Source organism: Phormidesmis priestleyi ULC007, from assembly GCF_001895925.1.
GTDB lineage: Bacteria > Cyanobacteriota > Cyanobacteriia > Leptolyngbyales > Leptolyngbyaceae > Phormidesmis_A > Phormidesmis_A priestleyi_A.
The window spans coordinates 1-26,245 of record NZ_MPPI01000053.1 but is presented as its reverse complement, the minus strand read 5'-3'; the positions used below and the strand labels follow the sequence as shown (position 1 = coordinate 26,245).

Below are 26,245 nucleotides of genomic sequence, written 5' to 3'. Positions count from 1 at the left end.
TACGAGCAGCAGTATCAGGAACGAATGGTCAAAAACCTCAAGAAAAAGGCGATGGCGCTTGGATTTGACCTCGTTGCTAAACCTGCTCTCCCGGAGTGTGTTTCTTAGGAGTTAAAGTTTTTGTAAACAAAATCACTATGGGGTAAAGCAAATATGAATTATTACTGAGACTGTCACTAGTGGCTTTTTTTTATGGTTTTCTAGAAAGATGAAGGGTTTAACGGTACGCATCTTTACAAGAAATTATTTGTATTTGAAAGTCATATAGGGTTTAACATATGCAGACTTTGTTTACTACTACAGCAACACCCGCTCTCCTCAATTTGACGGATGGTGCTGGAAGCGCGGGAGATTACGAACTCGGCATGGAGTTCCAAACTGCTAGAGCAGGTCAAATTGATGCCATCCGCTACTACAGAGCATCAAGTGAAATCGGTACTCATGTTGGTCGAATCTGGTCAAGCACCGGACAACTGCTAGCCAGCACAACCTTCACTAACGAGACTAGCTCAGATTGGCAACAACAAGCCTTAGCGACCCCACTGGTGATTCAGGCTAATACGACCTACATCGTCTCAGTGAATGCAAATCAATACTATGGTGCCACCAATAACGGCATCGCTACAACTTTGACGAATGGAGACTTGAGTGCAGTTGCTGATGGCAGCAATGGAGTGTATAACCTCAACCCCAGTAGTTTCCCAATTCAGTCCTTCAACAACAGCAACTACTTCCGCGATGTTGTCTTTACACCCAATGCTCCTGTCAATAATACTCCTGGTAGTTTGAATGTTACCGGGATTGCAACCCAAAACCTGGTTTTAACCGCTAACGCCAGCGATGCCGATGGATTAAGCGGAGTCACCATTGCCTATCAGTGGCAACAAAGTAGTAATGGCACCACTTGGACAAATATTACCGGAGCCACCAACCAAACCTTTACCCTAAGACAGCCACAAGTCAGCAACCAAGTTCGTGCAACTGCCACTTACATTGATGCTTTAGGCAGTAGTGAAGCTCTTACCAGCCCAGTGAGTACCGCCGTTACCAATGTGAATGACGGAGGAACGGTAGCGATTAGCGGCACGACTGTTCAAGGAAGTACCCTGATTGCTACAGCAGCGGATGTTGACGGTTTAACAGGTGTAACAGTGAACTACCAATGGCAACAGAGCGCCAATGGCACGACTTGGAACACGATTACGGGTGCCACCAGTTCCAGCTTGGCGTTAGATAGTAGCTATGTTGGTAATCAGGTGCGGGTCAATGCAATTTACACCGATGCGTTAGGCAGTAGCGAGAACGTCCTCAGTCCTGCATCTAGCACCATCACAGCGGTCGCTCAAACCCAATCCCTGTTCACGACTCAAACTCCCGTCACCGTAAACGCGACCGATGGCACTGGGAGCGCTGGAGACTACGAGTTAGGCATGGAGTTTAGGAGTACCAAGACCGGGACGATCAATTCCATCCGGTACTACAAAGCTTCGAGTGAGACGGGAACCCATGTTGGACGCATCTGGTCAAGCACTGGACAACTGCTGGGTAGTGTGACGTTCACGAATGAAACTGCTTCTGGATGGCAACAACAAGCCTTAGCAACCCCACTGACGATTCAAGCCAATACGACCTATATTGTTTCGGTGAATGCGAACCAATACTATGTGCTTACCAATAATGGAATTTCCAGCACCTTGACGAATGGCGACCTGAGTGCAGTTGCTGATGGCAGCAACGGAGTGTATAACCCCACTCCCAGTAGTTTCCCAACTCAGTCCTTCAACAACAGCAACTACTTCCGCGATGTTGTCTTCACACCCAACGCTCCTGTCAATAATACTCCTGGCACTATTACCCTCAGTGGCATATCCGCCCAAAACCAAACATTGACTGCAAACGTTGCAGACTCGAATGGATTAAGCGGAGTCACCATTGCCTATCAGTGGCAACAAAGTAGTAATGGCACCACTTGGACAAATATTACCGGAGCCACCAACCAAACCTTTACCCTAAGACAGCCACAAGTCAGCAACCAAGTTCGTGCAACTGCCACTTACATTGATGCTTTAGGCAGTAGTGAAGCTCTTACCAGCCCAGTGAGTACCGCCGTTACCAATGTGAATGACGGAGGAACGGTAGCGATTAGCGGCACGACTGTTCAAGGAAGTACCCTGATTGCTACAGCAGCGGATGTTGACGGTTTAACAGGTGTAACAGTGAACTACCAATGGCAACAGAGCGCCAATGGCACGACTTGGAACACGATTACGGGTGCCACCAGTTCCAGCTTGGCGTTAGATAGTAGCTATGTTGGTAATCAGGTGCGGGTCAATGCAATTTACACCGATGCGTTAGGCAGTAGCGAGAACGTCCTCAGTCCTGCATCTAGCACCATCACAGCGGTCGCTCAAACCCAATCCCTGTTCACGACTCAAACTCCCGTCACCGTAAACGCGACCGATGGCACTGGGAGCGCTGGAGACTACGAGTTAGGCATGGAGTTTAGGAGTACCAAGACCGGGACGATCAATTCCATCCGGTACTACAAAGCTTCGAGTGAGACGGGAACCCATGTTGGACGCATCTGGTCAAGCACTGGACAACTGCTGGGTAGTGTGACGTTCACGAATGAAACTGCTTCTGGATGGCAACAACAAGCCTTAGCAACCCCACTGACGATTCAAGCCAATACGACCTATATTGTTTCGGTGAATGCGAACCAATACTATGTGCTTACCAATAATGGAATTTCCAGCACCTTGACGAATGGCGACCTGAGTGCAGTTGCTGATGGCAGCAACGGAGTGTATAACCCCACTCCCAGTAGTTTCCCAACTCAGTCCTTCAACAACAGCAACTACTTCCGCGATGTTGTCTTCACACCCAACGCTCCTGTCAATAATACTCCTGGCACTATTACCCTCAGTGGCATATCCGCCCAAAACCAAACATTGACTGCAAACGTTGCAGACTCGAATGGATTAAGCGGAGTCACCATTGCCTATCAGTGGCAACAAAGTAGTAATGGCACCACTTGGACAAATATTACCGGAGCCACCAACCAAACCTTTACCCTAGGACAGCCACAAGTGAACCAGCAAGTACGGGCTAAAGCGATTTACACGGATGCTTTGGGGAACAGTGAAACCCCTGTTAGTACAGGGACATCCTTTGTTGTGAATGTTAATGATGCTGGACAAACTATCTTGGCTGGTAGTGCAACAGTTAACGCTAGTTTGTTAGCCAATGTTCTGGATACTGATGGTTTAACTGGAGTTACGATCAGCTATCAGTGGCAGCAGTTAGTTAACAGTGTTTGGACTAGTATTGCTGGGGCAACATCCAAATCACTCATACTCACTAGTGCTTTGCTCAATCAACAAGTGCGATCGCTGGCAAGCTACATCGACTCATTGGGCAGTAACGAAAGTGTGACGAGTTCAGGGGTGACTATCGCAGCACAGAACGCAATTGTTTTAGAGAACCAAAAGCCAGGAACCACAGCTTGGAAGATTTCTAGCAATAACCAGGCGATCAATCAGATTGAAGGCTATGGGGATGCAACCAGTATTAATAAAGGGCAAGCAATTAACTTCAAAATCTCCCTCGCCCAAGCTGGACAATACCGGATTGATGTTTATCGGCTTGGTTACTATGGAGGAGCCGGAGGTCGGCTTGTCACCAGTGTTACGGGTCTGAACGGTGTATCTCAAGCCAGCCCAACCACTAACCCAACCACTCGGTTAGTTGAATACAACTGGAATACCTCATACACTCTGCAAACTGGGGCAGACTGGACTAGCGGGCTTTACATGGCTAAATTGACCAGCACTAGCACAGGGAAACAAAATTATATCCAGTTTGTCGTGCGTGACGATAACCGCCCTGCTGATATTGGTTTCCAGGATGCCATTACGACAGCTGCGGCTTATAACAACACCGGTGGATATAGCGTTTATGATTTCAACAGTACTGCAGGACAGCGCGCCTATCAGGTGTCTTTTGATCGTCCCTTCCGGTATGGCTCGGCAGTGGGTACAGAGCAATTCAATAACACATTGACCTGGGAATACAACACGGCGCGATGGTTAGAGTCGCAGGGCTATGATGTTTCCTACTACACTAATTTGGATGTCCACACCGATCCACTCCAGTTATATTCTCAAAAGACTTTCCTCTCAGCAGGTCATGACGAATACTGGTCGATGGAAATGCGGAATACGATTGAGCAATCCCGTGACTATGGCACCAATTTAGCGTTCTTATCGTCCAACACGGGTTACTGGCGAGTTCGATTCGACCCTTCAACTTCTGGGCAGGCAAACCGTGTGATGACCGTTTATAAAGGGGATTGGGCGCTTGATCCGGTTGCTCAGGCAGATCCATCTCAAGCAACTACCGTATTCCGTAGCGCAGAGGTCAACCGACCTGAAAATGCCTTGTTGGGTGTCATGTACGTTGGAGATTGGGGAGCTACCAATGTTTACAATGGCTTTGACTACGTGGTAACAAATGCTGCCGATCCTTACTATGCCAATACGGGTCTTCAGAATGGAAGTAAATTAACAGGTTTGGTGGGCTATGAGTGGGATGCAGTTGTGAATAATGGGTTTACTCCCGCGGGTCTTGTCACTTTATCTCAGTCACCTACTCAAGCTCAAGCTGGGCTTCCACTTCTGCCTCCCGGAACAAACTCCAATATCTCGAATGCGGTGCGTTACACTGCGCCTAGTGGAGCAAAAGTGTTCTCGATTGGCTCTAATCAGTGGGTATGGGGGCTAGACAGCGATGGAGTAACCAATCCTCGTGAAGACAGCCGTGTTCAGCAAATAACAGTCAATATGTTTGCTGATATGGGAGCCAAGCCGCAAACGCCTAATGCTGGCATTATCGTTTAACTAATCATCGATAATGCTTTATTTCTGCTCTGTGTTCTTTAAGGTTTGCTTCATACTTTATAAAAAACAGAGCAGAAATAGAAAATAAAAAACAGAGCAGAAATAGAAAGTGTCTGAAAACTGTTCGCTAGGGTCGAGTGGGAAAATGAAGAATTAGCAAGGGTTGGTGAGAAAAACTTATGCAACAAGCCGCTGATAATACACCAAGACATTCATATGAGGAAGGGCACCAACTAATTCAGCAGAATTACAAGGTGTTTCGCACCCTACTTTCGCAGGCAAAAGATCTGGCACAGCGTGGCAAGTATAGTGCAGCAGCCGTTTATGGACAGATGGCAGCCTCTTATGCTCAATCCAATCACTGTGGTCTTTTCGTGAGCCATGAGTTGGAGCAGCTCATCATCATGATTGGACGACAGGCAACTTCCCCCAACCTTTACCCTCACAACACGTCTGCGTTACCCAGCAACCCAAAAAATATCCTGCATGTTTCCAGCATTGCTCCTGAATGTGCTGGAATTCCCCGGTTAATGCGGCGCTGGATTCAACAGGATAGTCTACGATCCCATTCTGTTGTCTTAACCAAGCATGCACCAAATGAAATCCCTCAAATTTTGCGAGACGCTGTAGCCCAGCGGCAAGGCAGGATATATCTGCTTAATGAGAAACCTGGCGGACTTTTAGCACGCGCTGAAAGATTACGGGAATGTGCAGCCTCAGCAGATGTAGTTGTGCTGCATACCTGGGAACATGACATCGTTCCGACTATTGCATTTGCCAATAAAAAACAATCGCCACCAATTATTTATACCAATCACGGTGATCATTGGTTCTGGATCGGCGCTAATGTTAGTGATGTGGTTGCCAATCTGCGTGAATCTGGTATGGGCCTGTCCCAAGAACGTAGAGGCATTGAGGCAAAACGAAATATGCTTCTGCCAACCATTTTAGAGCCTTTTCATCGCGCTCTTTCTCGTACCGAGGCAAAGCGGCAACTCGGAATTGATGAAAACAGTGTTTTACTCCTCTCCATAGCCAGAGCAGTTAAGTACAAAACCTCTGATGGGACTACCTTTGCAGATGCTCATGTTTCATTGCTGAAACAATATAAGCAGGCTGTGCTGGTCGTCATTGGTCCAGGCAGTCACGAAGATTGGTCAGCAGCGATTGAGCAAACCCAGGGCAGAATTCAAGTCCTTGGAGAAACTCCAGATACCGCTGTATTTTATCAAGCTGCTGATATCTACGTGGATTCCTTTCCTTTCGTCTCGATCACTTCCCTACTGGAAGCTGGAAGTTACAGCGTCCCTTTAGTAAGCCGCTACGCCCATACGTCTGCAGCATGTGGTATTTTTGGCGCAGACATGCCCGGTTTGACTGGCAATCTGATTCGGGTGTCAGACCTTGACGGCTATGAAGAAGTGTTGTCCCGTTTGATTGAGAATGAAGCATATCGACTTTCTTTAGGGGAAATGACTCGGCAGAAAATTGAAGAGACGCATTGGGGAAGCAACTGGCAAAGCTCTTTAGAAAATGTGTACGCCAACGCCATAGCATTACCAAGAGTAGTAGTACCCTCAGATTCGACGGACAAAATATTTTTAGGTGAACCAGATATTTTTCTGCCACTCATCCATAAAACAAGCCTTACCCAGATTATTCACTGGCATATGTCATTACTGCCGCTTATGGAACGGCTGCATCTGTGGCTAAGACTCATTAAAAAGAATGGTTTGCGTAATACTCCAAGTAATCTTCTAATGCCTGAGTGGCTAAGATCGCGCTATTATCGACTGCGATCGCGCTAATTTTTTACATTTCATACTTATTATGCTTGGAAAAATGCCACCAATTTATTTCTATTTTCCCCAAAAGATATCAACAGGACGTTTACCTCAAAATGCAGCCTCCTACTGGCAGTGGCAATGTGCCGAGCATTCGATATCTCCTATGCAGAGTGGCGGTTGCTTTTGGACCTTACAAACATATCTCTATCTCAATGACTATGGCTTCCCTTGTCAGTTAGTAGACACGATGCCAGTTGAGGGGATTGTTGTCTCCCACCGTGATTTTCTTGATGATTCTTTCCAACCAAGTTCAAAGATGATGCTCGTTTGTCTACGAGCAGATGTAGATCGCCATCCCTATGCCCAACTACATGTGGTTCAAAATCCTTACCAGGCAATTCCCAAAAAGTTTCTAGAGCTGTGGGAGAGCCATGCTATCCCACACTGGCCGCAGCCTTCTATCATCCCACGAGATCTTGAACGTGGGGATCTCTTTGAGAATGTAACCTTTCTGGGGAATGCAGTAAATTTGGTACCTGAGTTTCGAGATCAACTATGGTATGACCAACTCGAAAATTTAGGCTTGAAGTTCCAGGCAAAGTTGAGTCATGACCAATGGCATGATTACAGTGCAACTGACGTGGTTTTGGCTGTACGAGAACTAAGTCGGAACAATGATTGGCGGGGGAAACCTGCATCAAAGCTTTATAGTGCGTGGCACGCTGGTGTACCGACCATCCTAGGGTATGAGTCTGCATTTCGGGCAGAACGAAAAAGTGAGTTAGATTACCTGGAGGCAACATCCTTAGAGGAGGTTATTTCAGCTTTGAGACAACTTCGGGATAATAAAGAATTGCGCCATGCGATGGTAGAAAATGGTTGGCTTCGGGCTAGGGAAACGCAGCCAAATGCCATGGTCTCCAAGTGGCAAGATTTTTTGACCAAGATTGCAGTTCCAGCTTATGAAAATTGGTGTTCTTTGTCAGCTTGGCAACAGCAGCTTTTCTTTAATGCACGGCACTCATTTATCAAATCCCGCCCGGCATTTTATCGCCTCAAGCCAAAATTGTCTACCTTCTCAAGTCAAAATTGACGAAACTTTCGACTTATGTTTTGCAAGAGACAAGAAATATTGGGAATAAGTCTAAACAATATGCAGTTTGCTATATATATAGCAATCCTACTTCAGTTGTGAGAGTGGGACAGGCTTCCAGCCTGTAGGGACAAGATGCCCAATCCCACCATTCGTTTAGGATTGCTATATTTAAGACATCGTATCGACTGCCTTGACGCAAAGTAAGTAGAACAATTATTTCTTCAATAACCTTCACTATATGTGTAAGCATCTATGTAATTCTATATGACACAATTTTTTTCAAAGATTTTGTACCTTACTAAGGGACATCATAAGTCACTGGTTGGAATGGCTTTTTTGTTCCTCTTCATTTCTGGTTTGGAATTGTTTGGAACTGGCATGATTGGTCCGTTTATCGCTATTGCTACTGATCCAGATTTGATTGAAAGCAATACCTCGATCAATTCAATCTATAAATATTCAAATCTTAAATCCAAGGATCAATTTCTGCTTCTCTTGGGGGTTATAGTTGCTATTGCTTTCTATTTGAAAGCATTTTTTGCTTTTAATGCTCAATTGGCAGTTTTCAAGTTTGGCTTTAACTTGAAAGGCGAACTATCCAGAAAGCTGATGAAGGCTTATCTTGCAGCTCCTTATAGCTTTCACCTGCGCGTTAATTCAGCGACACTCATTCAGAATATTATCGGCACTACGGATAACGTCTGCCTGGGTGTCGTGATGCCGCTCTTGACATCGATCTCCAATTCTGTAGTGGTTCTGGCATTACTTTTTCTGTTAATTAAAACTGATGTGATGGCTTTGATCCTGATTTCGATGCTCTTGCTCGTTGTCTTTGGGTTATTGAAATTAACAAAAAATCGCTTAGATCGGTGGGGTAGAGATGGCTGGCAGGCTTCTAGTGAGATGATCCGCCTGCTAAATCATGGCTTAGGCGGGTTTAAAGAGACTCGTGTACTGGGTTGCGAATCCTATTTTGAAAATAAGATGGAGGAGCAGACGAGAAAGTATGCTGCAAATTTAAGCTTAGCTCAGGGATATGGTAATCTTCCCCGCTTTGCAATCGAAGCAGTGATGATCAGCTTTTTGATTGGTTTCACCCTTGTATTTATTAGTTTAAATCGAGGCGAGAAGCAAAGCCTGACTGCCGTTCTAGGAATTTTTGCCCTTGCCTCAATCCGACTGCTGCCGGCAGTCGGAAATTTAGTCTCTGGCATGAATACGGTTAGAACCAATACTTTTGCTGTCGATCAACTGTTTTCTGACTTTAAGGAACTAGAGAAGGAGCAGATCACTCCTAGGTTTAATTCTATCCATCGACCCGCATACTTACCACCTAGCCAAAATAAGCCGAATACGTCATTTACAAATGAAATCGTTTTAGACAAGATTTTCTTTCAATATCCAAACTGCACAAAAACTGCACTCGATGAGATTTCCTTAACGATTCGCAAGGGGCAATCGATTGGACTCATTGGCAAATCTGGTGCTGGTAAGACGACGTTGGTTGATGTGCTTCTGGGTCTTTTCATTCCTCAATCTGGAGACATTAAAGTTGATGGGGTTTCAGTGTATAAAAATTTGCGTGCCTGGCAGAACATGCTTGGTTACGTTCCCCAGTCTATCTTTTTAATCGACGATACCTTAGAACGGAACATTGCATTTGGGGTTCCAGATCACCTGATTGATCAGGGTCGATTGAGAAAGGCAATTGAAATGGCTCAACTGAGTGGAGTCGTTGAGCAACTTCCAGGTGGTATTAAAACAGTTGTTGGGGAGCGGGGAGTTCTGTTATCGGGTGGGCAGCGTCAACGAGTTGGGATTGCGCGTGTGCTTTACCATGAACGAGAAATTTTAGTTTTTGATGAAGCAACGGCTGCTTTGGATACGGAAACAGAGCATCTTGTCACAGAAGCGACTAAAGCCTTGAGTGGCACTAAAACCATCATTATTATTGCTCATCGCCTTTCAACAGTTGAGCATTGCGATCGCATTTATCAGATTGGGCAGGGTCGAATTTTGAAGTCGGGTAGTTATCAGGAAGTTGTTCTGGATCGTTAACCAAATAGCAGTTGGCTATTCTTGTAAACTGGAAGCAGGTCACTTATGAAATTGGGTTATGTGACTAACTACGATTCACGTAGTTTGACGAGGTCAAATGAGTGGTCTGGGACGGGATACTATATCGCACGGTCTCTAGAGAAACAAGCGATTCCTTTAGAGTATATTGGTCCTTTAGATAATCCGCTTATATATCGCCTCGTTCAGAAATATAAGCGGCATTACCATGAGCTTTTTAAGCAAAAATATCTCAAGAATTCGGCACCATATATCTTAAAAGATTATGCTAAGCAGATTTCCAATAAACTCCTTAAGACGAATGTAGATCTTATATTTAGTGCCTCAGCAAATCCTATCGCCTATCTTGACTGTAAACAGCCTATTGTGTTTTGGGCTGATGCTAGCTTTGCCAGCCTTTTAGACTTTTATCCTGACTATAGCAACCTTTGTCAGGAAACGATTAGGGACTGGCATCGCGTGGAACAACTGTCTCACCAGAAATGTCAATTGGCGATTTATTCATCTGACTGGGCAGCTCAAGCCGCTATTAATCACTACAGGATAGATGAGTCTAAAGTTAAAGTAGTTCCTTTTGGCGCAAATATCGAAGTTGAGCATAGCCTCTACGAAGTAAAAGACTTGATTGAATCGCGACCATCTAAACTGTGCAAACTTTTATTTCTAGGTGTTGAATGGTATCGCAAAGGCGGTGACGTTGCACTTAAAGTTGCCACGGAATTAAACAAAGCGGGCTTGAACACAGAGTTGACTATCGTTGGTTGCCAACCCATTACAGAAGATCCATTGCCCAACTTTGTTAAACCTCTAGGGTTTATCAGTAAATCAACGGATCAAGGCAAAGCCAGAATTTCTCAACTGATTGCAGACTCTCATTTTCTGCTTCTCCCCTCACTAGCTGACTGCACACCGATAGTTCTGTGTGAAGCCAATTCAGTTGGGGTGCCTTGTTTAACAACTAATGTTGGGGGTATTCCAACAATTATTAAAGATAATCTAAACGGCAAAACATTTGATACCACTGCCAATCCCCTTGAATATTGCAACTATATTTCAAGTCTATTTACTAATTACTCAAGCTATATAGAGTTGGCTCTCTCCTCCTTTAATGAATACGAGTCTCGTTTAAATTGGGATATGGCTGGGAAAGCCGTAAGAAAATTGCTTTTAGAAACTTAATTAGAGCTAATAAAAACAAAACTTGAGCTTACCTGATTCCAAAATACAAAGGACAGCAGGACTAATCATGAATAGCCTTGACAACATAACAGATCTCCACTTAGACATTTCAGTCTGCATTTGCACTAGAAATCGTCCTGAAGATCTTAGCAAAGCCTTAAAATCCGTTGAAGGTTCTACCTATCCTGCGTTTGAAGTGATTGTGTCTGATGACAGCACTAATGATGAGACTAAAAATCTCGTCGTCTTCCAGTTTCCAAAAGTGAAATATCTAGAAGGTCCCCGTAAAGGCTTAGGTGCCAATCGAAATAATGCACTGAAAACCGTTAGAGGTTCCCACGTATTGTTTATCGACGATGATGTAGTCTTAAATGAAAATTTCTTAGAGATCGTGTGTAATCGATTGGCAAAATATGCGGAGCAGGAATCCATTGATAATGTCATTATTAGCGGCATTGAAAATAAAAATGGTCAACTTATCTTTCCAGGAGAACAAAGTTTTTTGGGATACCAAAATGTGAGCTACAAAGAAGGCGATAGGATCAGAACAGTTGTTATTAATAGCGCTGTTTTCCCATTCGCATTATTCAGACATATCTTATTCGATGAAAAATTAGTCTACGGTAATGATGAGGTTGACCTAACGACTAGAGCAACTCAAAAAGGCTATAAAGTTATTCTCTGTCCCGAAGCTCTTAACTTCCATTATCCATCAGAAGTCAATCGAGGCTATTACGAGCCATATCACGATTCCACCCGAATTTATGTCACTTTTAAGCGGTATTTTGCCACTGAAAACAATACCTTAAAAGGTCTTATCTACTTACCTTATGCTTATATGTATGCTGCTGCTCGTAACTTCAAGTACCGAGGAGTGCGTAGTTTCTCTGAGACTCTTAATACGTTCAGTATGTCTTTGAAATTCATTACTGATGAGTTTCTTACTTCCAGCAAGTATTAGTTGCTTCAGCATGTCAATTAGGCATTTGGTATTGTCCAAATTTACTCAGCCTCAGGAGTTAAGGATGTGATATGAGGAATGAGCTTACTATTAGTATCATCATCAATAACTACAACTACGATCGCTTTCTCTCTCAGGCGATCGACAGTGCCTTAAATCAAACCTATTTCAACATCGAAGTTATTGTAGTGGATGATGGTTCTACTGATAGTTCTCGTGAAATCATCGCCACTTATGGCGATCGCATTACGGCTATCTTTCAAGAAAATGGTAAACAAGGGGCAGCGCTCAATAGCGGCTTTGCCGCCAGCCACGGTGATATTGTTCTTTTCCTGGACTCCGATGATTATCTCTTGCCGATGACAGTCCAGCGGATTGTAGAGGTATGGAAGCCGGGAGTTGGCAAAGTTCACTACCGACTGCAAGTCGTGGATACCGAAGGGCAGCCTTCAGGAGCTTTCATTCCGACGACTACAGCGAAGTTGGCGAATGGAGAGGTCTGGCGCGGGTTAATCCAAACTGGCGGCTATGTGAGTACTTGCATGAGTGGCAATGCTTATCACCGGATGGCATTGACTCAGATATTTCCCATTCCTGATGAATATAAAACCACAGCGGATGACTATTTGATGATCTCAACACCCTTTTACGGCGAGGTTGTTGGCATTGAAGACCCACTCGGGGTCTATCGGATTCACACTAGCAACCAATGGGCGTTGACCTCGGTCTCAGGCAGTCGGTTTCGCCGATTTGTCCAACATGATTTGCAAAACTTTGCGCTGCTGCTGCAACGCGCCAAGGAGTTCGGACTTGAAGTTCCTCCTGACCTAGAGACGCGATCGTTCGCTCGTTTGTGGTCACGTTTAGCCTCTCTGCGCCTAGAACCTCAAGCTCATCCTGTGCCTTCAGACCACCCTCTCCAACTGACTTACTGGGGGATTCGCTCTCTTTGGCAATTTTCTGAATTTAACTGGCAGAAACGGATTATTTATAGCCTCTGGTTTCTTTGGGTAGGGCTAATGCCCGTGTCTCTTGCAAATGTTGGGATTGTTTGGTTACAGGCTCCCCACCTTCGTCCCAAGGCAATTGATTGGACATTGACTAGAATTCGCGCATTGGTTAGTTAACGCACAATTTGGTTAAACCGGGAGCAATGTTATGGATCAAAAAAAGAGGTTATTAGGGATCGATTTATGCCGGGGAATTGCCGCTTATGCAGTTATTTTAGTGCATTCAGGCGACGAGACTTGGGGAGTTCCTATCGATCAAAGTGCGATCAGCTTCAGGCTTTTATTTTACTTTGCTGTCCCATTCTTCCTGGCTGCATCTTTCTATTTCATGACGCGCAAACCAAACATTGCCTCCTCCCCAGATTTTTGGAAATCTAAGTTTCAAAGAATCATCATCCCCTACTTGATTTGGAGCGGGATTTATTTAATTTTAAGGATCATCTTTTTCTCTAAATCAAATCAACCTGATCGATTAAATCAACTATTCCAAGATCCACTCTCCATTGCTTTTTGTGGAGGTGCGTCTTTTCATCTTTATTTTTTGCCGCTCTTGCTTGCAGGCAGCACTTTAATTTTGGCAGCAAGTTATTTTTCAGACAGTCGATTTAAGACTATGATGCTAGTCTTTTTCTGTTTGGTGAGCATTGCTATTCACGAGCTATTGATGGTTTCTGGAAACGGATTTAAGCTAGGCTCAAGTATAGCTTTTCAAGGAGTTTTGGATATGCTTTCACTAAATGTTGACGCATATCCACCCATTAAGCTTTTACTGGTTTATACGTATTGGATTTTATTGTGCTTACCCTACTTTTTTGCAGCAATTACTTTAAACCGATTTTTTTCAAAAAGAGGACTTTCATTGCTTTCATTCCGAGCAGTTATACCTATTCTTGTTATATTTTTGATCGCTGATATCTTTGGTTCTCGCTTTCTTCCTGGAACTATGAAGGATCTGATTATTGCCTATTCTCTCCTCTTATTAGGAATTTGCATATCACAGCGAATTGATGAGAACAATCGAATAATCTGGAATTTAGGGATGTGTTCCTTTGGCATTTATTTAATCCACCCTATTTTAATGAATTTCACTAAATTATTTATTGCTAGAGTGGATCTTGGATTGATGAAACAAGTCACTATTAGCTCTATGCTGATTCTTTCTTTAACAAGCTTTTTTTTGAGTTGGATAACTGTATCGTTGATGTTAAAAAGTAAATGGCTCGCGAAGTATGCGCTGGGTGTTTAAGAACATTTGATCTTAACTTTTGGAATATGCGATTCGCGTTGCAAGCCCATCCTTCAATAGAAGTGTTTTCTAGAGGTGAAAATGAGAATTGCTTTAATACGGACAATGCCTCATTTTAGTATGGATGTCTATGCAAATGGTCTGATTGCAGGGCTTAAAGCCATACATCCCAACTGGGAAATTATTGAATTAGTGCCGCAGGCATTTGATCGGGAAACACGTTCTTTGACTGTTAGGGCACAGAAAGCTTATGAGCGCTTCTGGCGATTTCCCAAGGAAGTTCAGCAGCAACCTGTAGACATTTTCCACATTGTTGATCACAGCGATGCTCACATTGTTCGTTGGCTAAGAAAAACGGGTAGACCCGTCGTAGTCACTTGTCATGATTTGATCAATATTCTTTATCCAGAAAACCTTCAAGGTTCAGTTAGGTTACCGATTATTAGCGATCGCCTCGGACGTTACTCAATCCAAGGTATGGAATATGCTGACGCTATTATTACAGTCTCGTCAGAAACAGCAAAGAATGTTGATCGAGTTCTTAATGTTAACCGCGATCGCGTCACCATTATTCCCAACGCAGTAGACCCTCTATTTCGCCCACACCCTGAAGAGCAGTCTCAAGCTTTTCGCGATCGGCTCAACGTTCCTCCAGATACATTTTGTTTATTGAATGTAGGAGGGAATCATCCCCGTAAAAACCTAAACACAATTCTCAAGGCGCTCAATATTCTTAAACAGAAAGGCTCTGCGGTTCAGCTTTGGAAAATTAGTGACGATTTTACAGATGAAGATAAGCGCTTTATTCAAGTCAATGATCTTGAAGATTCTATCAAGTATTTGGGCTATCTCGATAAAGCAGCTCTAGTTAACGCTTATAATGCCACTGACGTTCTTGTTGCACCCTCCTTTCATGAAGGATTTGGGATCACGCTTTTAGAAGCGATGGCATGTGGGACTCCAGTGATCACATCAAATGTTTCAGCGATGCCCGAAGTCGTCGATGATGCCGGAATTCTAGTTGATCCGAAAAATAGCCAAGCCATTGCAGAGGCGGTGTGTCGGCTTCAATCCGATCCTATTTATTATCAGGAGTTGCGAGATAAAGGACTCAAGAGAGTTCAGGCGTTTACGTGGGAAAATGTGGCGGAGCAGGTGATCGGAGTTTATGAAAGGCTATTAAAGCATAGGGCACCTTATCTATAAATTCAAATCTCAATACTTTAATGAGTTTAGAACAGTACATCCTGATTACGTCACTTTTTTATTCCTTTAAGGACGTTTTGAACAATGAAAAAGAAACTGTTGTTAGTTACATTTCCGGTAGACTTTGGCAGTAAAACTTTTGAGCAGAGATACATTAAGCTATTTGAAAATCACCTTGATCTGAGAATATATCGCTTTGTTCCTGATCAATTTGTTCCTAATCAAAAGTATTCAAATCCTTTACTAAGATTTTCTGCAACTATTGGAAGAAGACTTCTTGGTTCTATTGAATTGCAAAGGCAAGTTCGTAAAGCAAATCGAGAAAGTAGAAACATTGTTTTTCAAGGAGTGAGTCCAGCTCTTTTTGCCTATCCAGCAATCAATCGTGGTACTAGCTGCATTGTTACAGACTGGACTAGGAAACTTTATGAATCTATTGATGCTAGTGGGACAATATCTCCACCATGGCTTACCTTTATTCATAAACAAGTACTTAACTCACAAAAATATGTAATCGGTTTGACGGATGCTGTAATTGAGGGAATTTCTAAAGATTATGGTATTCCTCACCATAAGCTTAGAAAAAGTCGATTACCATTTTCAGTTGATTTAAACCTATTTGTACCTAGTCCCAATCGTGATGATGGTATCGTCAAAATTTTGTTTGTGGGTGGCGACTTTCAACGTAAGGGAGGAGATGTTTTACTGGATTGGTTTGTGAAACAGGATAAGCTACATTTGCAAATGACGATGGTAACGAGCCATCATCCAGGAGACTTTAAAGATGTCACAATCCAAACCAATGTTCAGTATGGTGAACCCAGGCATATCGATCTGTTTAAAAGTCATGACATTTTTGTGCTTCCTACAAAATGCGACGCTTACCCTAGTGTTATCGGAGAAGCGGCTTGTGCGGGGCTTGCAGTCTTGACCACTAGAAATGCTTTGGGTGCTCCTGAAATTATTCAGAATGGAGTGAATGGATATATTTGCGATTCTCAAGAAGCATTACTTAATCAGCTAGGTATGCTAGTTGAAAATAAGACTTTGATTGAATCTATGAAGCAAAGCAGTCGCGAGATAATGGAAAAGAACTTTGCGTTGGATCTAGTGCTAAAAGATTTTATGAGTTGTATTTTTGAAGATTAACTATTTATGATTTGGGTTCTATTAATTTTTTCTTTATATGTTTATGCTTGACTCTACGCCAACTATTTTTTCATTTTAATAAACTTAAATTTTACTTTTACTAACTGCTAATAAGAGAATCTGGAGCAAATTATGAGTGATACATTTCGGTTAGGAGTTGTTTTTACCCACCCAACTCAGCATCATGGACCGCTCTGGAGGAAACTTAGTGAACAACCAGGTCTTTCCCTTAAGGTACTTTATCTTTCCGACGAAAATCAGGGTAGCGGCGATCGCGATCTGGGTAGCAGTTCTCAAGGCTGGGATGTCGATTTGCTGAGTGGATATGAGCATGAGTATTTAACCGATCTCTCTGGAACGGTGCCATCGCAGCAAAAGAAGAGCATGCTCAGTCCAGGTTTGATCAGTCGCCTAACCAGAGGTAACTTTGATGCCATTTTCATGCAGAGTTTCGTTAACTATTCTTACCGATTGACCGCTCTCCTCTGCAAACTCCGTGGCATCCCATTAATCATGCAAAATGATGCCACTATCATGTCAGATGGGCGCTATAGTCGATCGCGCCGAGTCGTGATGTCAATGGTATATCCCTGGATGCTGAACTTGGCAGATTACTGGCTGTCTTGTGGCGATCATAACGAGATTCACTTGCGCCATTATGGTGTTTCAGATGAGAAGATTGTGCGGGGCTGTCATCCCGTAGACGGCGAACGATTTGAGCAATCCATTGCCCAGAACCAGAATGAAATTTTGCAAATTCGTCAGAAACTTGCTTGGGATGCAGATACGGTGATCTATGGGTTTGCCGGTAAATATATCGATCGCAAAAATCCTTTTGAATTCATTGAGGCGATCGCCAAAGCCCATCAACGCGATCCCCGGATTAGGGGAGTCATGATCGGTGGAGGCGACTTAGAATCTGAGATTAACAAACGCCTTGCTACATTGAATGGCGAGGTGATCAACCTTGGCTTTGTGAATCAAGCCAAAATTCCGCTCTACTATGCAGCGATGGATGTTTTTGTAGTCACTTCCTGGGTCGATCCCCATCCGCTTGTAGTGTCAGAGGCGATGGCATCTGGAACGCCTCCTATCTTGAGCGATCGCTGTGGGAATTGGGGTTATAGCGATACCGTTCGACATCGCTACAACGGTCTGGTCTATCCCTGTGGTGATGCTGACGCTCTGGTAAGCACAATGCTAGAAATAGCTGACTCTGATACTCGAAAACGCTACAGTGAACGCTCTAAGGAAGTCTTCTATGGGCAAGATCTATACTTTGAAGTTGATGCTTTCTTGGAAGTGATCGAGCGGATCAAATGCAACAATCGTGAAATAACCTGTGAGGTTAGCACTCCAGTATCGCAGGGTGCTGCAAACACAGTCCCTCTAAAATCCCCCTAAGGGTGCTAGCCAGATGTTTCAGAAAAGTTTAAGCAGGTCATAAAGACGAGGCACCTTGGTGATGAATGTTCTCATATCCGCTTATTCATGTGAACCCGGTAAAGGATCTGAGCGAGGCGTTGGTTGGAACGTGGCGCGAGAAGTTGCCAAGCATCATCAAGTTTGGGTATTCACCAGACCCGATGAGAGTCAGTCCGCAATTGAAGCCGAACTGGCTGCTAACCCCATTCCTAACCTGCATTTTGTCTACTTCACCCTGCCCTTCTGGAAAGACAGCCTCCGCTGGGGACAGTCTGGTGCCATGCAACTTCACTACTATCTCTGGCAAATCCAGGCATATTTTGTCGGACGCAAACTGCACCGCGAGATCGGCTTTGATCTGATCCACCATGTCACATTTGTGCGTTACTCCTCGCCCAGTTTTCTAGCCCTCCTGCCGATTCCATTTATCTGGGGACCTGTAGGAGGTGGTGAATCTGCTCCATTATCGTTTTGGACTGACTTTAGCTGGAAAAATAAGCTCTATGAGTCATTGCGTTGGGCATGGCGATCGCTCGGAGAACTGGATTTGTTTACTCGGCTAACGGCTCAACGAAGTGCGATCGCCTATGCGACTACCGAAGATACTGCCCAACGCCTGCGGAAATTGGGGGCACCCAATGTTGAGCGCTTGTCAGAATCAGGCATCTCACAACTTGAGATCGAACAACTCAGCCAGTGCCCGACCCCAACCAATTCTCCAGTCCGATTCATTAATATTGCCCGTCTTCTCCATTGGAAAGGGATTTACCTGGGACTGCGGGCATTTGCCCAAGCCAATCTCCCCGATGCTGAGTACTGGATTTTAGGCGAGGGACCTGAGTTAGAGCGTTTGCAAACGCTTACCTTCGATTTAGGGATTGCCACTCAAGTAAAATTTTGGGGACTGTTGCCGCGTGAGGAAGTGTTGGTCAAGCTGGGGCAATGTTCTGTCCTAGTGCATCCGAGTTTGCATGATTCAGGCGGATGGGTGCCTTTGGAGGCAATGGCATCTGGTAGACCCATCATTTGTCTCGACTTGGGTGGTCCATCAGAACTGGTCACAGCGGCAATCGGCATCAAAGTTGCAGCAGACAATCCAGAACAAGCCGTCAGCGATCTAGCCAAAGCGATGATTAAGCTGGCTGGAGACAGTAGCCTGTGCGTTCAAATGGGTCAGGCAGGACAGCAAAAAGTCAAAGAATTCTACAGTTGGGAAGCGAAGGGGAAGTTGTTTGCTCACACTTACAATTGACTAGGTATAATGAACAATGCACATTCTAGTTGCAGCCTTGCATCGCCCCTTAAAGCCTACTGGCGTTTGCAGACATGCTGCAAACTTGGCACAATGTCTGGCAGAAACGGATGAAGTTACCAAGGTGACGCTGATTGTAGGCGAATGGCAAAAAAGTTACTTTGAAGAGACGTTCAAGCTTTTTTCATCCAAAATCAATCTAATTAGCGTATCCATTAATAACAGTTCTCTTTCAAGAAATCGTTGGTTCTTATTTGGATTGCCAAAATTAGCCGATCGCCTACAACCCGATATCATTCACTTGTCCTTTCCCTTCCCATTCCTTCGGCAGTGGTTTAAGGCACCAGTAGTCGCAACCATTCACGATCTCTATCCTTATGAATGTCCAGAGAATTTTGGCTATCCCCAAGTGTGGTTTAATCGCTGGTCTTTAAGGCAATGTGTTGACCAGAGTGATGGACTGTCCTGTGTTTCTAAATCGACTTTAGAGTCTCTTAAGCATTATTTCCCACACATTGATTCTTGTAAGAAAACAACTGTAATTTATAACTATGTAGATTTCAGCCATGTCAGTCCTAAAATTCCTGAAAAAGTTTTTCCCGACGAGAAGTTTAGGTTTCTTCTTTGTGTGGGTCAGCATCGAAAAAACAAGAATTTAGATTTATTGATCCACTCCTATCACAACTTGCAAAAGAATAGCGTTCTAAAACCCGCAACCAAACTACTGATTGTTGGTAGTTCTGGACCAGAAACAGAGAATATCCTATATCAAATTCAAATGTTTGCTTTGCAGGAACAGGTGCTGCTTCTCTCTTCTATTACAGATGAGGAATTATGTTGGCTATACCAAAACTGTGAACTCTTCGTTATTCCTTCCTCTACCGAAGGGTTTTGTTTGCCTTTAGTCGAAGCTCTATCATTATCGCCGAGAGTAGTCTGTTCAAATATCCCCATTTTTCAAGAGGTCGGTTCCTCTAACTGTAACTATTTTGAATTGAGCAATGATCTTGTCTACAATCTTACAGAGGCGATGACTTTTGTGCTTTCGCAACCTGCTATGAACCGACTTTCTGCGGATACCCGGTTTTCAAAGGCGAGTGTCGCTCAGCAACTCTTGAATTTCTACACCTCAGTCCAATAATTTTACTTCTCCTTAACTAAGCATGACTTTTGGTTAATTTTAAGCGTAATTAATTTATGAGTTCTCAAGTAGTAGTCTATAAAAAAAAGAAAGGAATAGTTAGAAGTTCTACACTAATCTTGATAGGATTTGCTACTGCTTTTTTCCCGCGTCTCTTAACCTACTTTGGAGGTCCCCCACCCATTAACTTTGTTCATTTTGGAGTCGTTCCAATTGTCGTAGTCATTGCGCTACTGCAAACGCGGGTTAAAAATCGTCAACAAATTGCGATCGCTTGGGAACTCATCGTTGGTTTAGGTATCCTGCTTACCTGCATGACTGCGAGTGCGCTGATCAATGATGCGGGGTTTTTAAACATCTTTCTCCAATTTATGCTGAATGGAGAACCCTTCTTGCTGTTAATCGCTATAGTGGCTCTTCCCTTAGCAGGTGAAAACCTAAAGAGATTTAGAAGTTGGATAGTGGGTTTCTGCCTATTTAATTTGATCTTAGCAATTGCTCAGTCTATTCTTCTGCCTGTAGGGCTTTATCCTGGCGCTCAAGGAGGTCAACTGATCACAGACAATATTGCGGGTGTCTTCGCATCCAAAGGTGGGAGTGCCGGAAACTATATATCTTGTACTGTTTCGCTATACTTCGCCCTGTATTTTTTCAATGTCTTTAAGACGGTTCCTCTTTGGAAGCGGATCGCTCTATTAATAGCGGCTTTCTATCAAACGTCCGTTTCCGACTCAAAGCAAATATTTGTAGCGTTTTTTGCAGGCTGGCTGCTCGTGGTTTTAACAAATGTCAAAAAACCTGCAAAAATATTGATGTACATAATTCCACTCATTCTGATAGTTTGCCTATTTTATTGGGCGCTTGCTTATACAGACTGGGAACCGTTAGAGCCCTATCGAAATTTTACAACGGGTCGGGCAGAGCAAAATCTCTATGGTCCTGACGGAGAAGCAACTATACTCAAGACCTCAGCATTTCGCGTTATTCCTGCTTACTACACAACACCGTTAAACTGGCTTTTTGGGCTTGGTCCAGGTCACACCGCTACTCGTCTAGGCGGATGGATTCTAAGGGATTATAAGGCACTGCTACTACCACTCGGTGCAACAATTCATCCTGCGTCTGAGGCGTTTTGGCAGATTATCTTAGGTCCAGCGGGATGGCTTTCGCGGGAATCTACCATGTATTTCCCCATGTTCACGTGGGTGGGGATCTGGGGAGATTTGGGGTTGGTTGGTTTGGCAGCCTATCTCTACCTCAGCTCTATTGTGTGGCGCAGGATTTGTGTAGATGATTTTTGCAAGTTTTTGCTACTTTCTACAGCAGTTCTGGGTTTCATCATCACTCAAATGGAGGAACCAGGACAGATGCTCACGATCGCTTGCTTTCTAGGCTTACGCTGGCATGAAGAACGAGAAGCCAAGAACACCCTCCACGATGACCTATCGCCTCCACCTCTCCTATCTGTTCACAGCCAACACTGGTAAGAGCTTGATAGTTGAGCTTGCAAAATCCGCAGATCGAGTACCGAATGCTACGCTCTTACGCAAGATAACTTTGTCTCAAACTTACTGGTAGTGCCCTTATGTAAAGGACAGAGAAAAAGCCTAATTCTGAAAGCCTTACCTAGCAAGCCTTCTAAAAATAACGATTATTCTTCATCCTTTAAGAAATAGGACTACCAGCTTGCTGACGATACCATTCAATTGTTTTCTCCAGTCCTTGGCGAAAGTCCATTTCAGCTATGAAGCCGAACTTTTCTGTTGCTCTCTGCGTATCTAAGCAACGGCGGGGTTGCCCGTTAGGTTTATCCGTTTCCCATACTAATTCACCGTCATAACCCATCACTTCGCAGATCAGATCGATCAGGTCTTTAATCGAAATTTCATAGCCTGTCCCCAAATTTACTGGCTCTGAGTCGTTGTAGAAATTGGTTCCCATCACAATGCCACGGGCTGCATCCGTAGAATATAAGAACTTGCGGGTCGGTGAGCCATCTCCCCACACTGGTATCCTAACTTCACCCCGTTGCTGCGCCTCACACACCTTACGAATCAATGCCGGAATTACATGGGAGCTTTGGGGATCAAAGTTATCTTCTGGATCATATAGGGGTTGAGCCGATATACGCTCAATTTAGTGCAAGAAAGGGCTGAAAGCCTGATTCTGTCGTAGATTTTTGACGCTTTTCCCCTTGCCTGGAGCTTGATCCAGAAGCTCAACGTGACAAGGCTTTCCAGCCCATGTTGCACCTTCTTGGTCTTATGTCGGCTCAACCCCTACTTCCTTCCAATAGAGGCTTGAAAGGTTTGAACAGCCAAGGGAAAGTCAGTCTCAGCCATCAGAATGCAGCGTTGTAGGAGGTCTACATCCAACTGCTGGAGTCCAGGCAGCTCGCTACGGTCAATCCGCTCGTAGCGATGGGTTCTCAGATGATGCAACGTGAGGACACCATCCTGCCAAAACCAGACCTCGGACACGCCTAAAGCCTGATATCGAGCCAGCTTATTGGCGTTGCCACTCGTAAAAATGACCTCAATGGATAAATCAGGAATCGGCTTTGCGCCCCCTAGACAGTAAGACTTATCTGCCTGAGCCGAGGCTTTTCCCTCGCGCTCCTGGGTGACGGAACCAGACGGGACGAAGGCAATGCCTTGGGATAACAGAAACGTGGTCACGAGATAGCCAATAATTTCTGAAAAGTTCTCGTGCTGGAATCCGGGCATAAAGACTTCGATCATTCCCTCGTAATAAGCCAGTCGCACGCCAGGAGAGTCCTCCGATGCCTGCTGCATCAGCTTGAACTTTTCCCACGTTCCCTGGAGAACGATGCGCTGGTCGGTAGTTTTTTCAAGTAGTTGCGTCATGGATGATCGCTCTCCTATTTACCCTTGCTCTTAGTGGTAGGGACTTTTTGCCATTTAAGCTGCCTGAGTTCTGCCGTAGACGTGACGAATTGCATCAGGATTAATCTGCTCTGTCAACTCATCTAACTTGTTACTCAACTTGATACCTTCAGATAAAGGGGAGGTATCAAGAGATTCACAAATCAGCAGGGCATGAATTTCGATGCCAGACTTTGAGGGAATCTGTACGATTTCTGGCTGCACTCCGATCTGTTTGGCAAACTCAAACACGGTGGAGGCATCGGCTAAACCTAGATTAATCGATAGCTGATGTTCTCCTGATTTTGGGATGTAGCGAACGGTTCGCAGTCCCTTAACTTCCAGTGTTGCTGTCGTCATCGTTATCGCTCCTTTCACTTCTAAACCAACAGATGAATCGATAAGTGCTTTTATAGGGCGTTACAGTTGCTTGAGTTACGGTCAGAAGATCGGTGAGGGTTTGTCCGTCTGCGATCGCTTGACACTTCGCTTTGGCTTCATCGATAGTCTATGCCCTAACTTCTTGCTCCCACTCCTCAAAGGGCTTGTCTGGGTCTTGCAGCATGATGCCTACTTGCCTACCATCACATCAGTCGTTTTCACCAGTTTTTCCGGTGGGTACTTCTCTGGATACTTCTGTCTTACAGCTAATTCAACTAGAAATGCTGCAAGGTTAGCGCGTGGTCTACCCTCTTCATCAGCCCATCGCTGCAAATCTTCACCAATTTGATCGGGCACGTTTACACTGAACTTAGCCATATTAGCTTGAGATGCTTGAGTCATCTGAATTTTAGCCTCCATACGTTTACAACGATTCAAAGTCTTCTAATTAGAATTTAGCGTAATCTAATTAGATGCTATCATCGATTTCGTAGGCAGGCGAAAAAAGGCAGAAACGGGTTAGAGATGTCACAGAATGACCCCTCCTTTTCCATGCGCCTGAAAGTATCTCAAAAGATCCTCACGAAAGGAATTGAAGTTTTATGAATGCGACCATCAGCCCCACGATCGCTTAAACCAATCAAGCCAGCTTGCCCAATGCTGCCACTATTAGCCAAGTCACACCCATCGGCTTAGATGTCGGCAACGGGGCCGTCAAGATGACCTCCTCAATGGGTCAGACCTTGATGGAGTCCTATGTCTACTACCTTTCAGAACGAGCGACCCATGCCAATCTCGGCTATGTCGAATATCTCAGCGGAGATCGCGCTGACCTTGCAGGCAAGCAGTGGATCGGTGGATCGAATGCCTATTTTCAATCTCCGAGCGGGGTCTATCGCGTCACTGACTGCACCGATGCCGATGCCATGACGCTGCTAGTCTCGATTCCCTGTCAGTTGCGAGATGGAGTTTTTCAGCAATGACTGACCACTCAAAACGTCTTCTAGCCTGGTTTGCAATGACGTGGCTGTGTCTAGGTGGATGCCTGGCTGTGCAGTATTTCACTGGGTTTCCGCTCAAGCTTCTCCAGATGCAGGAGGGCAAGAAGTGAACTACCACCGAGACGATGGAACCTTTTCGAGCGGTCTGATAGTTGCAGCCCTGATTGTTCTGGCTTTCATCTCTGGTTACTGGGTGCGAGATAAGGGGTTCATCATTCGAGTGCAAACGCCCCCGGTGCAAAGTAGGGCTAATTCGTTGTGATGAAGAAAATTTAGGATGGGGAGGTTCCTAATTTCGGCTCTCGGTTTATGGCAAAAACCTTGATTGATTATCTCAAGACAGTGGAAGACTATCGAGCCTTGCGGGGAAGACGGTATCCCTGTGGCTCATGCTATGACTCGTCATCCTGGGCACGTTGAGCGAGTGCCAGGGTTACAGTGCCTTGGAAGACTTCTGTGTGCGGCACTCTGGGGAATGAGGTGAGCGCTTGAGGATCCCTTCAAAGCGGTTGCCTTCCGATTCCACGTTTCGACGATTGTTTGAGCAGTTAAACTTTGAGCGCTTGAGCGAGTGCTTTAATCAATGGGCAACCGAACAGATGGGCATCGAAGCGGGAGATTGGCTGGCAGTCGATGGCAAGAGTATCAAAGGTACGGTCGAACAGGCACACTCGTCTTATCAAAGTTTTGTCAATTTAGTGTCGGTTTACAGTCAGCGGCAGGGGGTAGTCGTCGCCCTTCAGCAATTCGAGAATGCTCAGGAGAGCGAGATCAAAGTCGTAGAAGCCTTGCTCACCCAACTCGGCGTTCCCGGTCGAGTAGAGAGGACTCCTGAAATGTTTAGGCTTGCTTTGTATTCCCCGTTGCTCTCACCTTTCGGAACGCGAGAGTGTCACAAGATTCAGCCCTGCACCCTTGGGAGCCTCCCCCTCACAGAAGCCTGCCTGCGGTTTTCCCGCACAAGCCTCTTCATTCGGTCTTTCACCAGATGGGATTGAGTGACACTAAGCGACCCGGTTTCGGGAGGGGATACCTAGCGTGGTAGCGCTCAAAGCTCTCCCACGTAAAGCTGCGACGCTGACTGCGGCGGTTCAACCACTTCAACAGCAGTCTGCGGACTGCCCGTTCAAAGCGGTAGAGTGCCTGACCATTGTCAGTGACCCCAAAGTAATTGAAATGTCCCCGCAACTTTCGCCCCAATGCTTGCCAGAGTTCTGGCAGCTTGTGCGCGTTCCGTTCCTGGCGCAACCATTGATTGATGGACACCAGAACACGACGAAATCTTTTCTTTGAGGTCTTGCGCTTCAATCGAGCTTTCCCATTCCGGCTTCTGCCCCAGTAGTGGGTGAAGCCCAGAAAATCAAAGGTCGGGGGACTTCCCCCCTCCCGGAATACCTGCCAAGTTCGACGCTTACCAAACTCCAACAGTTGGGTTTTCTCCTAAGAAACACACTCCGGGAGAGCAGGTTTAGCAACGAGGTCAAATCCAAGCGCCATCGCCTTTTTCTTGAGGTTTTTGACCATTCGTTCCTGATACTGCTGCTCGTAAGTT

Annotated in this window: 22 protein-coding genes; 17 read left to right on the top strand and 5 right to left on the bottom strand. The window is 44.8% G+C overall.

What is annotated here, in order from left to right; translation table 11 throughout:
* Positions 1–278 precede the first annotated feature (278 nt).
* The 14 genes from BRW63_RS29190 to BRW63_RS24435 all read left to right on the top strand — a co-directional run bounded on the left by BRW63_RS29190 (position 279) and on the right by BRW63_RS24435 (position 21,913).
* Entirely contained in the window at positions 279–4,898 is a 4,620-nt protein-coding gene (locus BRW63_RS29190; RefSeq protein WP_073074971.1) for a DUF4082 domain-containing protein, read from the top strand.
* Between the two features lie 179 nt (positions 4,899–5,077).
* Positions 5,078–6,706, top strand: coding sequence for a glycosyltransferase family 4 protein (locus tag BRW63_RS24495; protein WP_073074970.1), 1,629 nt, complete (start codon positions 5,078–5,080; stop codon positions 6,704–6,706).
* A 22-nt stretch (positions 6,707–6,728) separates the two neighbouring features.
* A complete protein-coding gene (locus tag BRW63_RS24490) occupies positions 6,729–7,778 on the top strand; it encodes a glycosyltransferase (protein ID WP_073074969.1) in 1,050 nt (349 codons plus the stop codon).
* Between the two features lie 267 nt (positions 7,779–8,045).
* On the top strand, positions 8,046–9,839 hold the full coding sequence (locus tag BRW63_RS24485) for an ABC transporter ATP-binding protein (protein ID WP_073074968.1): 1,794 nt from the start codon (positions 8,046–8,048) through the stop codon (positions 9,837–9,839).
* A 45-nt stretch (positions 9,840–9,884) separates the two neighbouring features.
* Positions 9,885–11,036, top strand: coding sequence for a glycosyltransferase family 4 protein (locus BRW63_RS24480; RefSeq protein WP_073074967.1), 1,152 nt, complete (start codon positions 9,885–9,887; stop codon positions 11,034–11,036).
* A 67-nt stretch (positions 11,037–11,103) separates the two neighbouring features.
* On the top strand, positions 11,104–11,997 hold the full coding sequence (locus BRW63_RS24475) for a glycosyltransferase family 2 protein (protein WP_073074966.1): 894 nt from the start codon (positions 11,104–11,106) through the stop codon (positions 11,995–11,997).
* Between the two features lie 71 nt (positions 11,998–12,068).
* Complete coding sequence (locus BRW63_RS24470; protein WP_073074965.1) at positions 12,069–13,124, top strand: glycosyltransferase family 2 protein; 1,056 nt, start codon at positions 12,069–12,071, stop codon at positions 13,122–13,124.
* 31 nt (positions 13,125–13,155) lie between these two features.
* Entirely contained in the window at positions 13,156–14,253 is a 1,098-nt protein-coding gene (locus BRW63_RS24465) for an acyltransferase (RefSeq protein WP_073074964.1), read from the top strand.
* A 105-nt stretch (positions 14,254–14,358) separates the two neighbouring features.
* A complete protein-coding gene (locus tag BRW63_RS24460; protein WP_219898718.1) occupies positions 14,359–15,459 on the top strand; it encodes a glycosyltransferase family 4 protein in 1,101 nt (366 codons plus the stop codon).
* Positions 15,460–15,543: 84 nt separating this feature from the next.
* Positions 15,544–16,608 carry a glycosyltransferase family 4 protein gene (locus BRW63_RS24455; protein WP_073074962.1) on the top strand — a complete coding sequence of 355 codons (1,065 nt, stop codon included), beginning with the start codon at positions 15,544–15,546 and terminating at the stop codon, positions 16,606–16,608.
* Positions 16,609–16,740: 132 nt separating this feature from the next.
* A complete protein-coding gene (locus BRW63_RS24450) occupies positions 16,741–18,012 on the top strand; it encodes a glycosyltransferase family 4 protein (protein ID WP_073074961.1) in 1,272 nt (423 codons plus the stop codon).
* A gap of 61 nt (positions 18,013–18,073) precedes the next feature.
* Positions 18,074–19,285: a glycosyltransferase family 4 protein gene (locus BRW63_RS24445; RefSeq protein ID WP_073074960.1), complete on the top strand. Its 1,212-nt coding sequence runs from the start codon at positions 18,074–18,076 to the stop codon at positions 19,283–19,285.
* Between the two features lie 16 nt (positions 19,286–19,301).
* Positions 19,302–20,426: a glycosyltransferase family 4 protein gene (locus BRW63_RS24440; RefSeq protein ID WP_073074959.1), complete on the top strand. Its 1,125-nt coding sequence runs from the start codon at positions 19,302–19,304 to the stop codon at positions 20,424–20,426.
* A gap of 56 nt (positions 20,427–20,482) precedes the next feature.
* Positions 20,483–21,913 (top strand): hypothetical protein, encoded by a 1,431-nt coding sequence (locus BRW63_RS24435; RefSeq protein ID WP_073074958.1) that lies wholly within the window; start codon positions 20,483–20,485, stop codon positions 21,911–21,913.
* Positions 21,914–22,091: 178 nt separating this feature from the next.
* On the opposite strand, the gene BRW63_RS24430 is transcribed toward BRW63_RS24435, so the two are convergent.
* The 4 genes from BRW63_RS24430 to BRW63_RS24415 all read right to left on the bottom strand — a co-directional run bounded on the left by BRW63_RS24430 (position 22,092) and on the right by BRW63_RS24415 (position 24,094).
* Positions 22,092–22,553: an NAD-dependent epimerase/dehydratase family protein gene (locus BRW63_RS24430; RefSeq protein WP_317615845.1), complete on the bottom strand. Its 462-nt coding sequence runs from the start codon at positions 22,551–22,553 to the stop codon at positions 22,092–22,094.
* 152 nt (positions 22,554–22,705) lie between these two features.
* Positions 22,706–23,293, bottom strand: a complete 588-nt coding sequence (locus tag BRW63_RS24425) for a Uma2 family endonuclease (RefSeq protein ID WP_073074957.1) — start codon at positions 23,291–23,293, stop codon at positions 22,706–22,708.
* Positions 23,294–23,347: 54 nt separating this feature from the next.
* The gene (locus BRW63_RS24420; protein ID WP_073074956.1) at positions 23,348–23,671 is read right to left on the bottom strand and encodes a hypothetical protein; all 324 of its coding nucleotides are present in this window, start codon (positions 23,669–23,671) and stop codon (positions 23,348–23,350) included.
* A 210-nt stretch (positions 23,672–23,881) separates the two neighbouring features.
* A complete protein-coding gene (locus tag BRW63_RS24415) occupies positions 23,882–24,094 on the bottom strand; it encodes a ribbon-helix-helix domain-containing protein (protein ID WP_219898719.1) in 213 nt (70 codons plus the stop codon).
* Between the two features lie 248 nt (positions 24,095–24,342).
* Here BRW63_RS24415 and BRW63_RS24410 point away from each other — a divergent pair, with 248 nt between their 5' ends.
* From BRW63_RS24410 to BRW63_RS24400, 3 genes are all read left to right on the top strand, one after another.
* A complete protein-coding gene (locus tag BRW63_RS24410) occupies positions 24,343–24,675 on the top strand; it encodes a hypothetical protein (RefSeq protein ID WP_073074955.1) in 333 nt (110 codons plus the stop codon).
* Positions 24,676–24,721: 46 nt separating this feature from the next.
* Positions 24,722–24,955, top strand: coding sequence for a hypothetical protein (locus BRW63_RS24405; RefSeq protein ID WP_143162113.1), 234 nt, complete (start codon positions 24,722–24,724; stop codon positions 24,953–24,955).
* Positions 24,956–25,181: 226 nt separating this feature from the next.
* On the top strand, positions 25,182–25,691 hold the full coding sequence (locus BRW63_RS24400; RefSeq protein WP_143162112.1) for a transposase family protein: 510 nt from the start codon (positions 25,182–25,184) through the stop codon (positions 25,689–25,691).
* On the opposite strand, the gene BRW63_RS29185 is transcribed toward BRW63_RS24400, so the two are convergent.
* Complete coding sequence (locus BRW63_RS29185) at positions 25,675–25,959, bottom strand: group II intron maturase-specific domain-containing protein (protein ID WP_223257499.1); 285 nt, start codon at positions 25,957–25,959, stop codon at positions 25,675–25,677. The two genes, BRW63_RS24400 and BRW63_RS29185, sit on opposite strands and share 17 nt — an antisense overlap.
* Between the last annotated feature and the right edge of the window lie 286 nt (positions 25,960–26,245).

What these genes read in the sequence shown, in the direction of transcription:
- BRW63_RS29190 (WP_073074971.1), top strand. Translation starts at nt 279, where the DNA reads ATGCAGACTTTGTTTACTACTACAGCAACACCCGCTCTCCTCAATTTG.
- BRW63_RS24495 (WP_073074970.1), top strand. Translation starts at nt 5,078, where the DNA reads ATGCAACAAGCCGCTGATAATACACCAAGACATTCATATGAGGAAGGG.
- BRW63_RS24490 (WP_073074969.1), top strand. Translation starts at nt 6,729, where the DNA reads ATGCTTGGAAAAATGCCACCAATTTATTTCTATTTTCCCCAAAAGATA.
- BRW63_RS24485 (WP_073074968.1), top strand. Translation starts at nt 8,046, where the DNA reads ATGACACAATTTTTTTCAAAGATTTTGTACCTTACTAAGGGACATCAT.
- BRW63_RS24480 (WP_073074967.1), top strand. Translation starts at nt 9,885, where the DNA reads ATGAAATTGGGTTATGTGACTAACTACGATTCACGTAGTTTGACGAGG.
- BRW63_RS24475 (WP_073074966.1), top strand. Translation starts at nt 11,104, where the DNA reads ATGAATAGCCTTGACAACATAACAGATCTCCACTTAGACATTTCAGTC.
- BRW63_RS24470 (WP_073074965.1), top strand. Translation starts at nt 12,069, where the DNA reads ATGAGGAATGAGCTTACTATTAGTATCATCATCAATAACTACAACTAC.
- BRW63_RS24465 (WP_073074964.1), top strand. Translation starts at nt 13,156, where the DNA reads ATGGATCAAAAAAAGAGGTTATTAGGGATCGATTTATGCCGGGGAATT.
- BRW63_RS24460 (WP_219898718.1), top strand. Translation starts at nt 14,359, where the DNA reads ATGCCTCATTTTAGTATGGATGTCTATGCAAATGGTCTGATTGCAGGG.
- BRW63_RS24455 (WP_073074962.1), top strand. Translation starts at nt 15,544, where the DNA reads ATGAAAAAGAAACTGTTGTTAGTTACATTTCCGGTAGACTTTGGCAGT.
- BRW63_RS24450 (WP_073074961.1), top strand. Translation starts at nt 16,741, where the DNA reads ATGAGTGATACATTTCGGTTAGGAGTTGTTTTTACCCACCCAACTCAG.
- BRW63_RS24445 (WP_073074960.1), top strand. Translation starts at nt 18,074, where the DNA reads ATGAATGTTCTCATATCCGCTTATTCATGTGAACCCGGTAAAGGATCT.
- BRW63_RS24440 (WP_073074959.1), top strand. Translation starts at nt 19,302, where the DNA reads ATGCACATTCTAGTTGCAGCCTTGCATCGCCCCTTAAAGCCTACTGGC.
- BRW63_RS24435 (WP_073074958.1), top strand. Translation starts at nt 20,483, where the DNA reads ATGAGTTCTCAAGTAGTAGTCTATAAAAAAAAGAAAGGAATAGTTAGA.
- BRW63_RS24425 (WP_073074957.1), bottom strand. Translation starts at nt 23,293, where the DNA reads ATGACGCAACTACTTGAAAAAACTACCGACCAGCGCATCGTTCTCCAG.
- BRW63_RS24420 (WP_073074956.1), bottom strand. Translation starts at nt 23,671, where the DNA reads ATGACGACAGCAACACTGGAAGTTAAGGGACTGCGAACCGTTCGCTAC.
- BRW63_RS24415 (WP_219898719.1), bottom strand. Translation starts at nt 24,094, where the DNA reads ATGACTCAAGCATCTCAAGCTAATATGGCTAAGTTCAGTGTAAACGTG.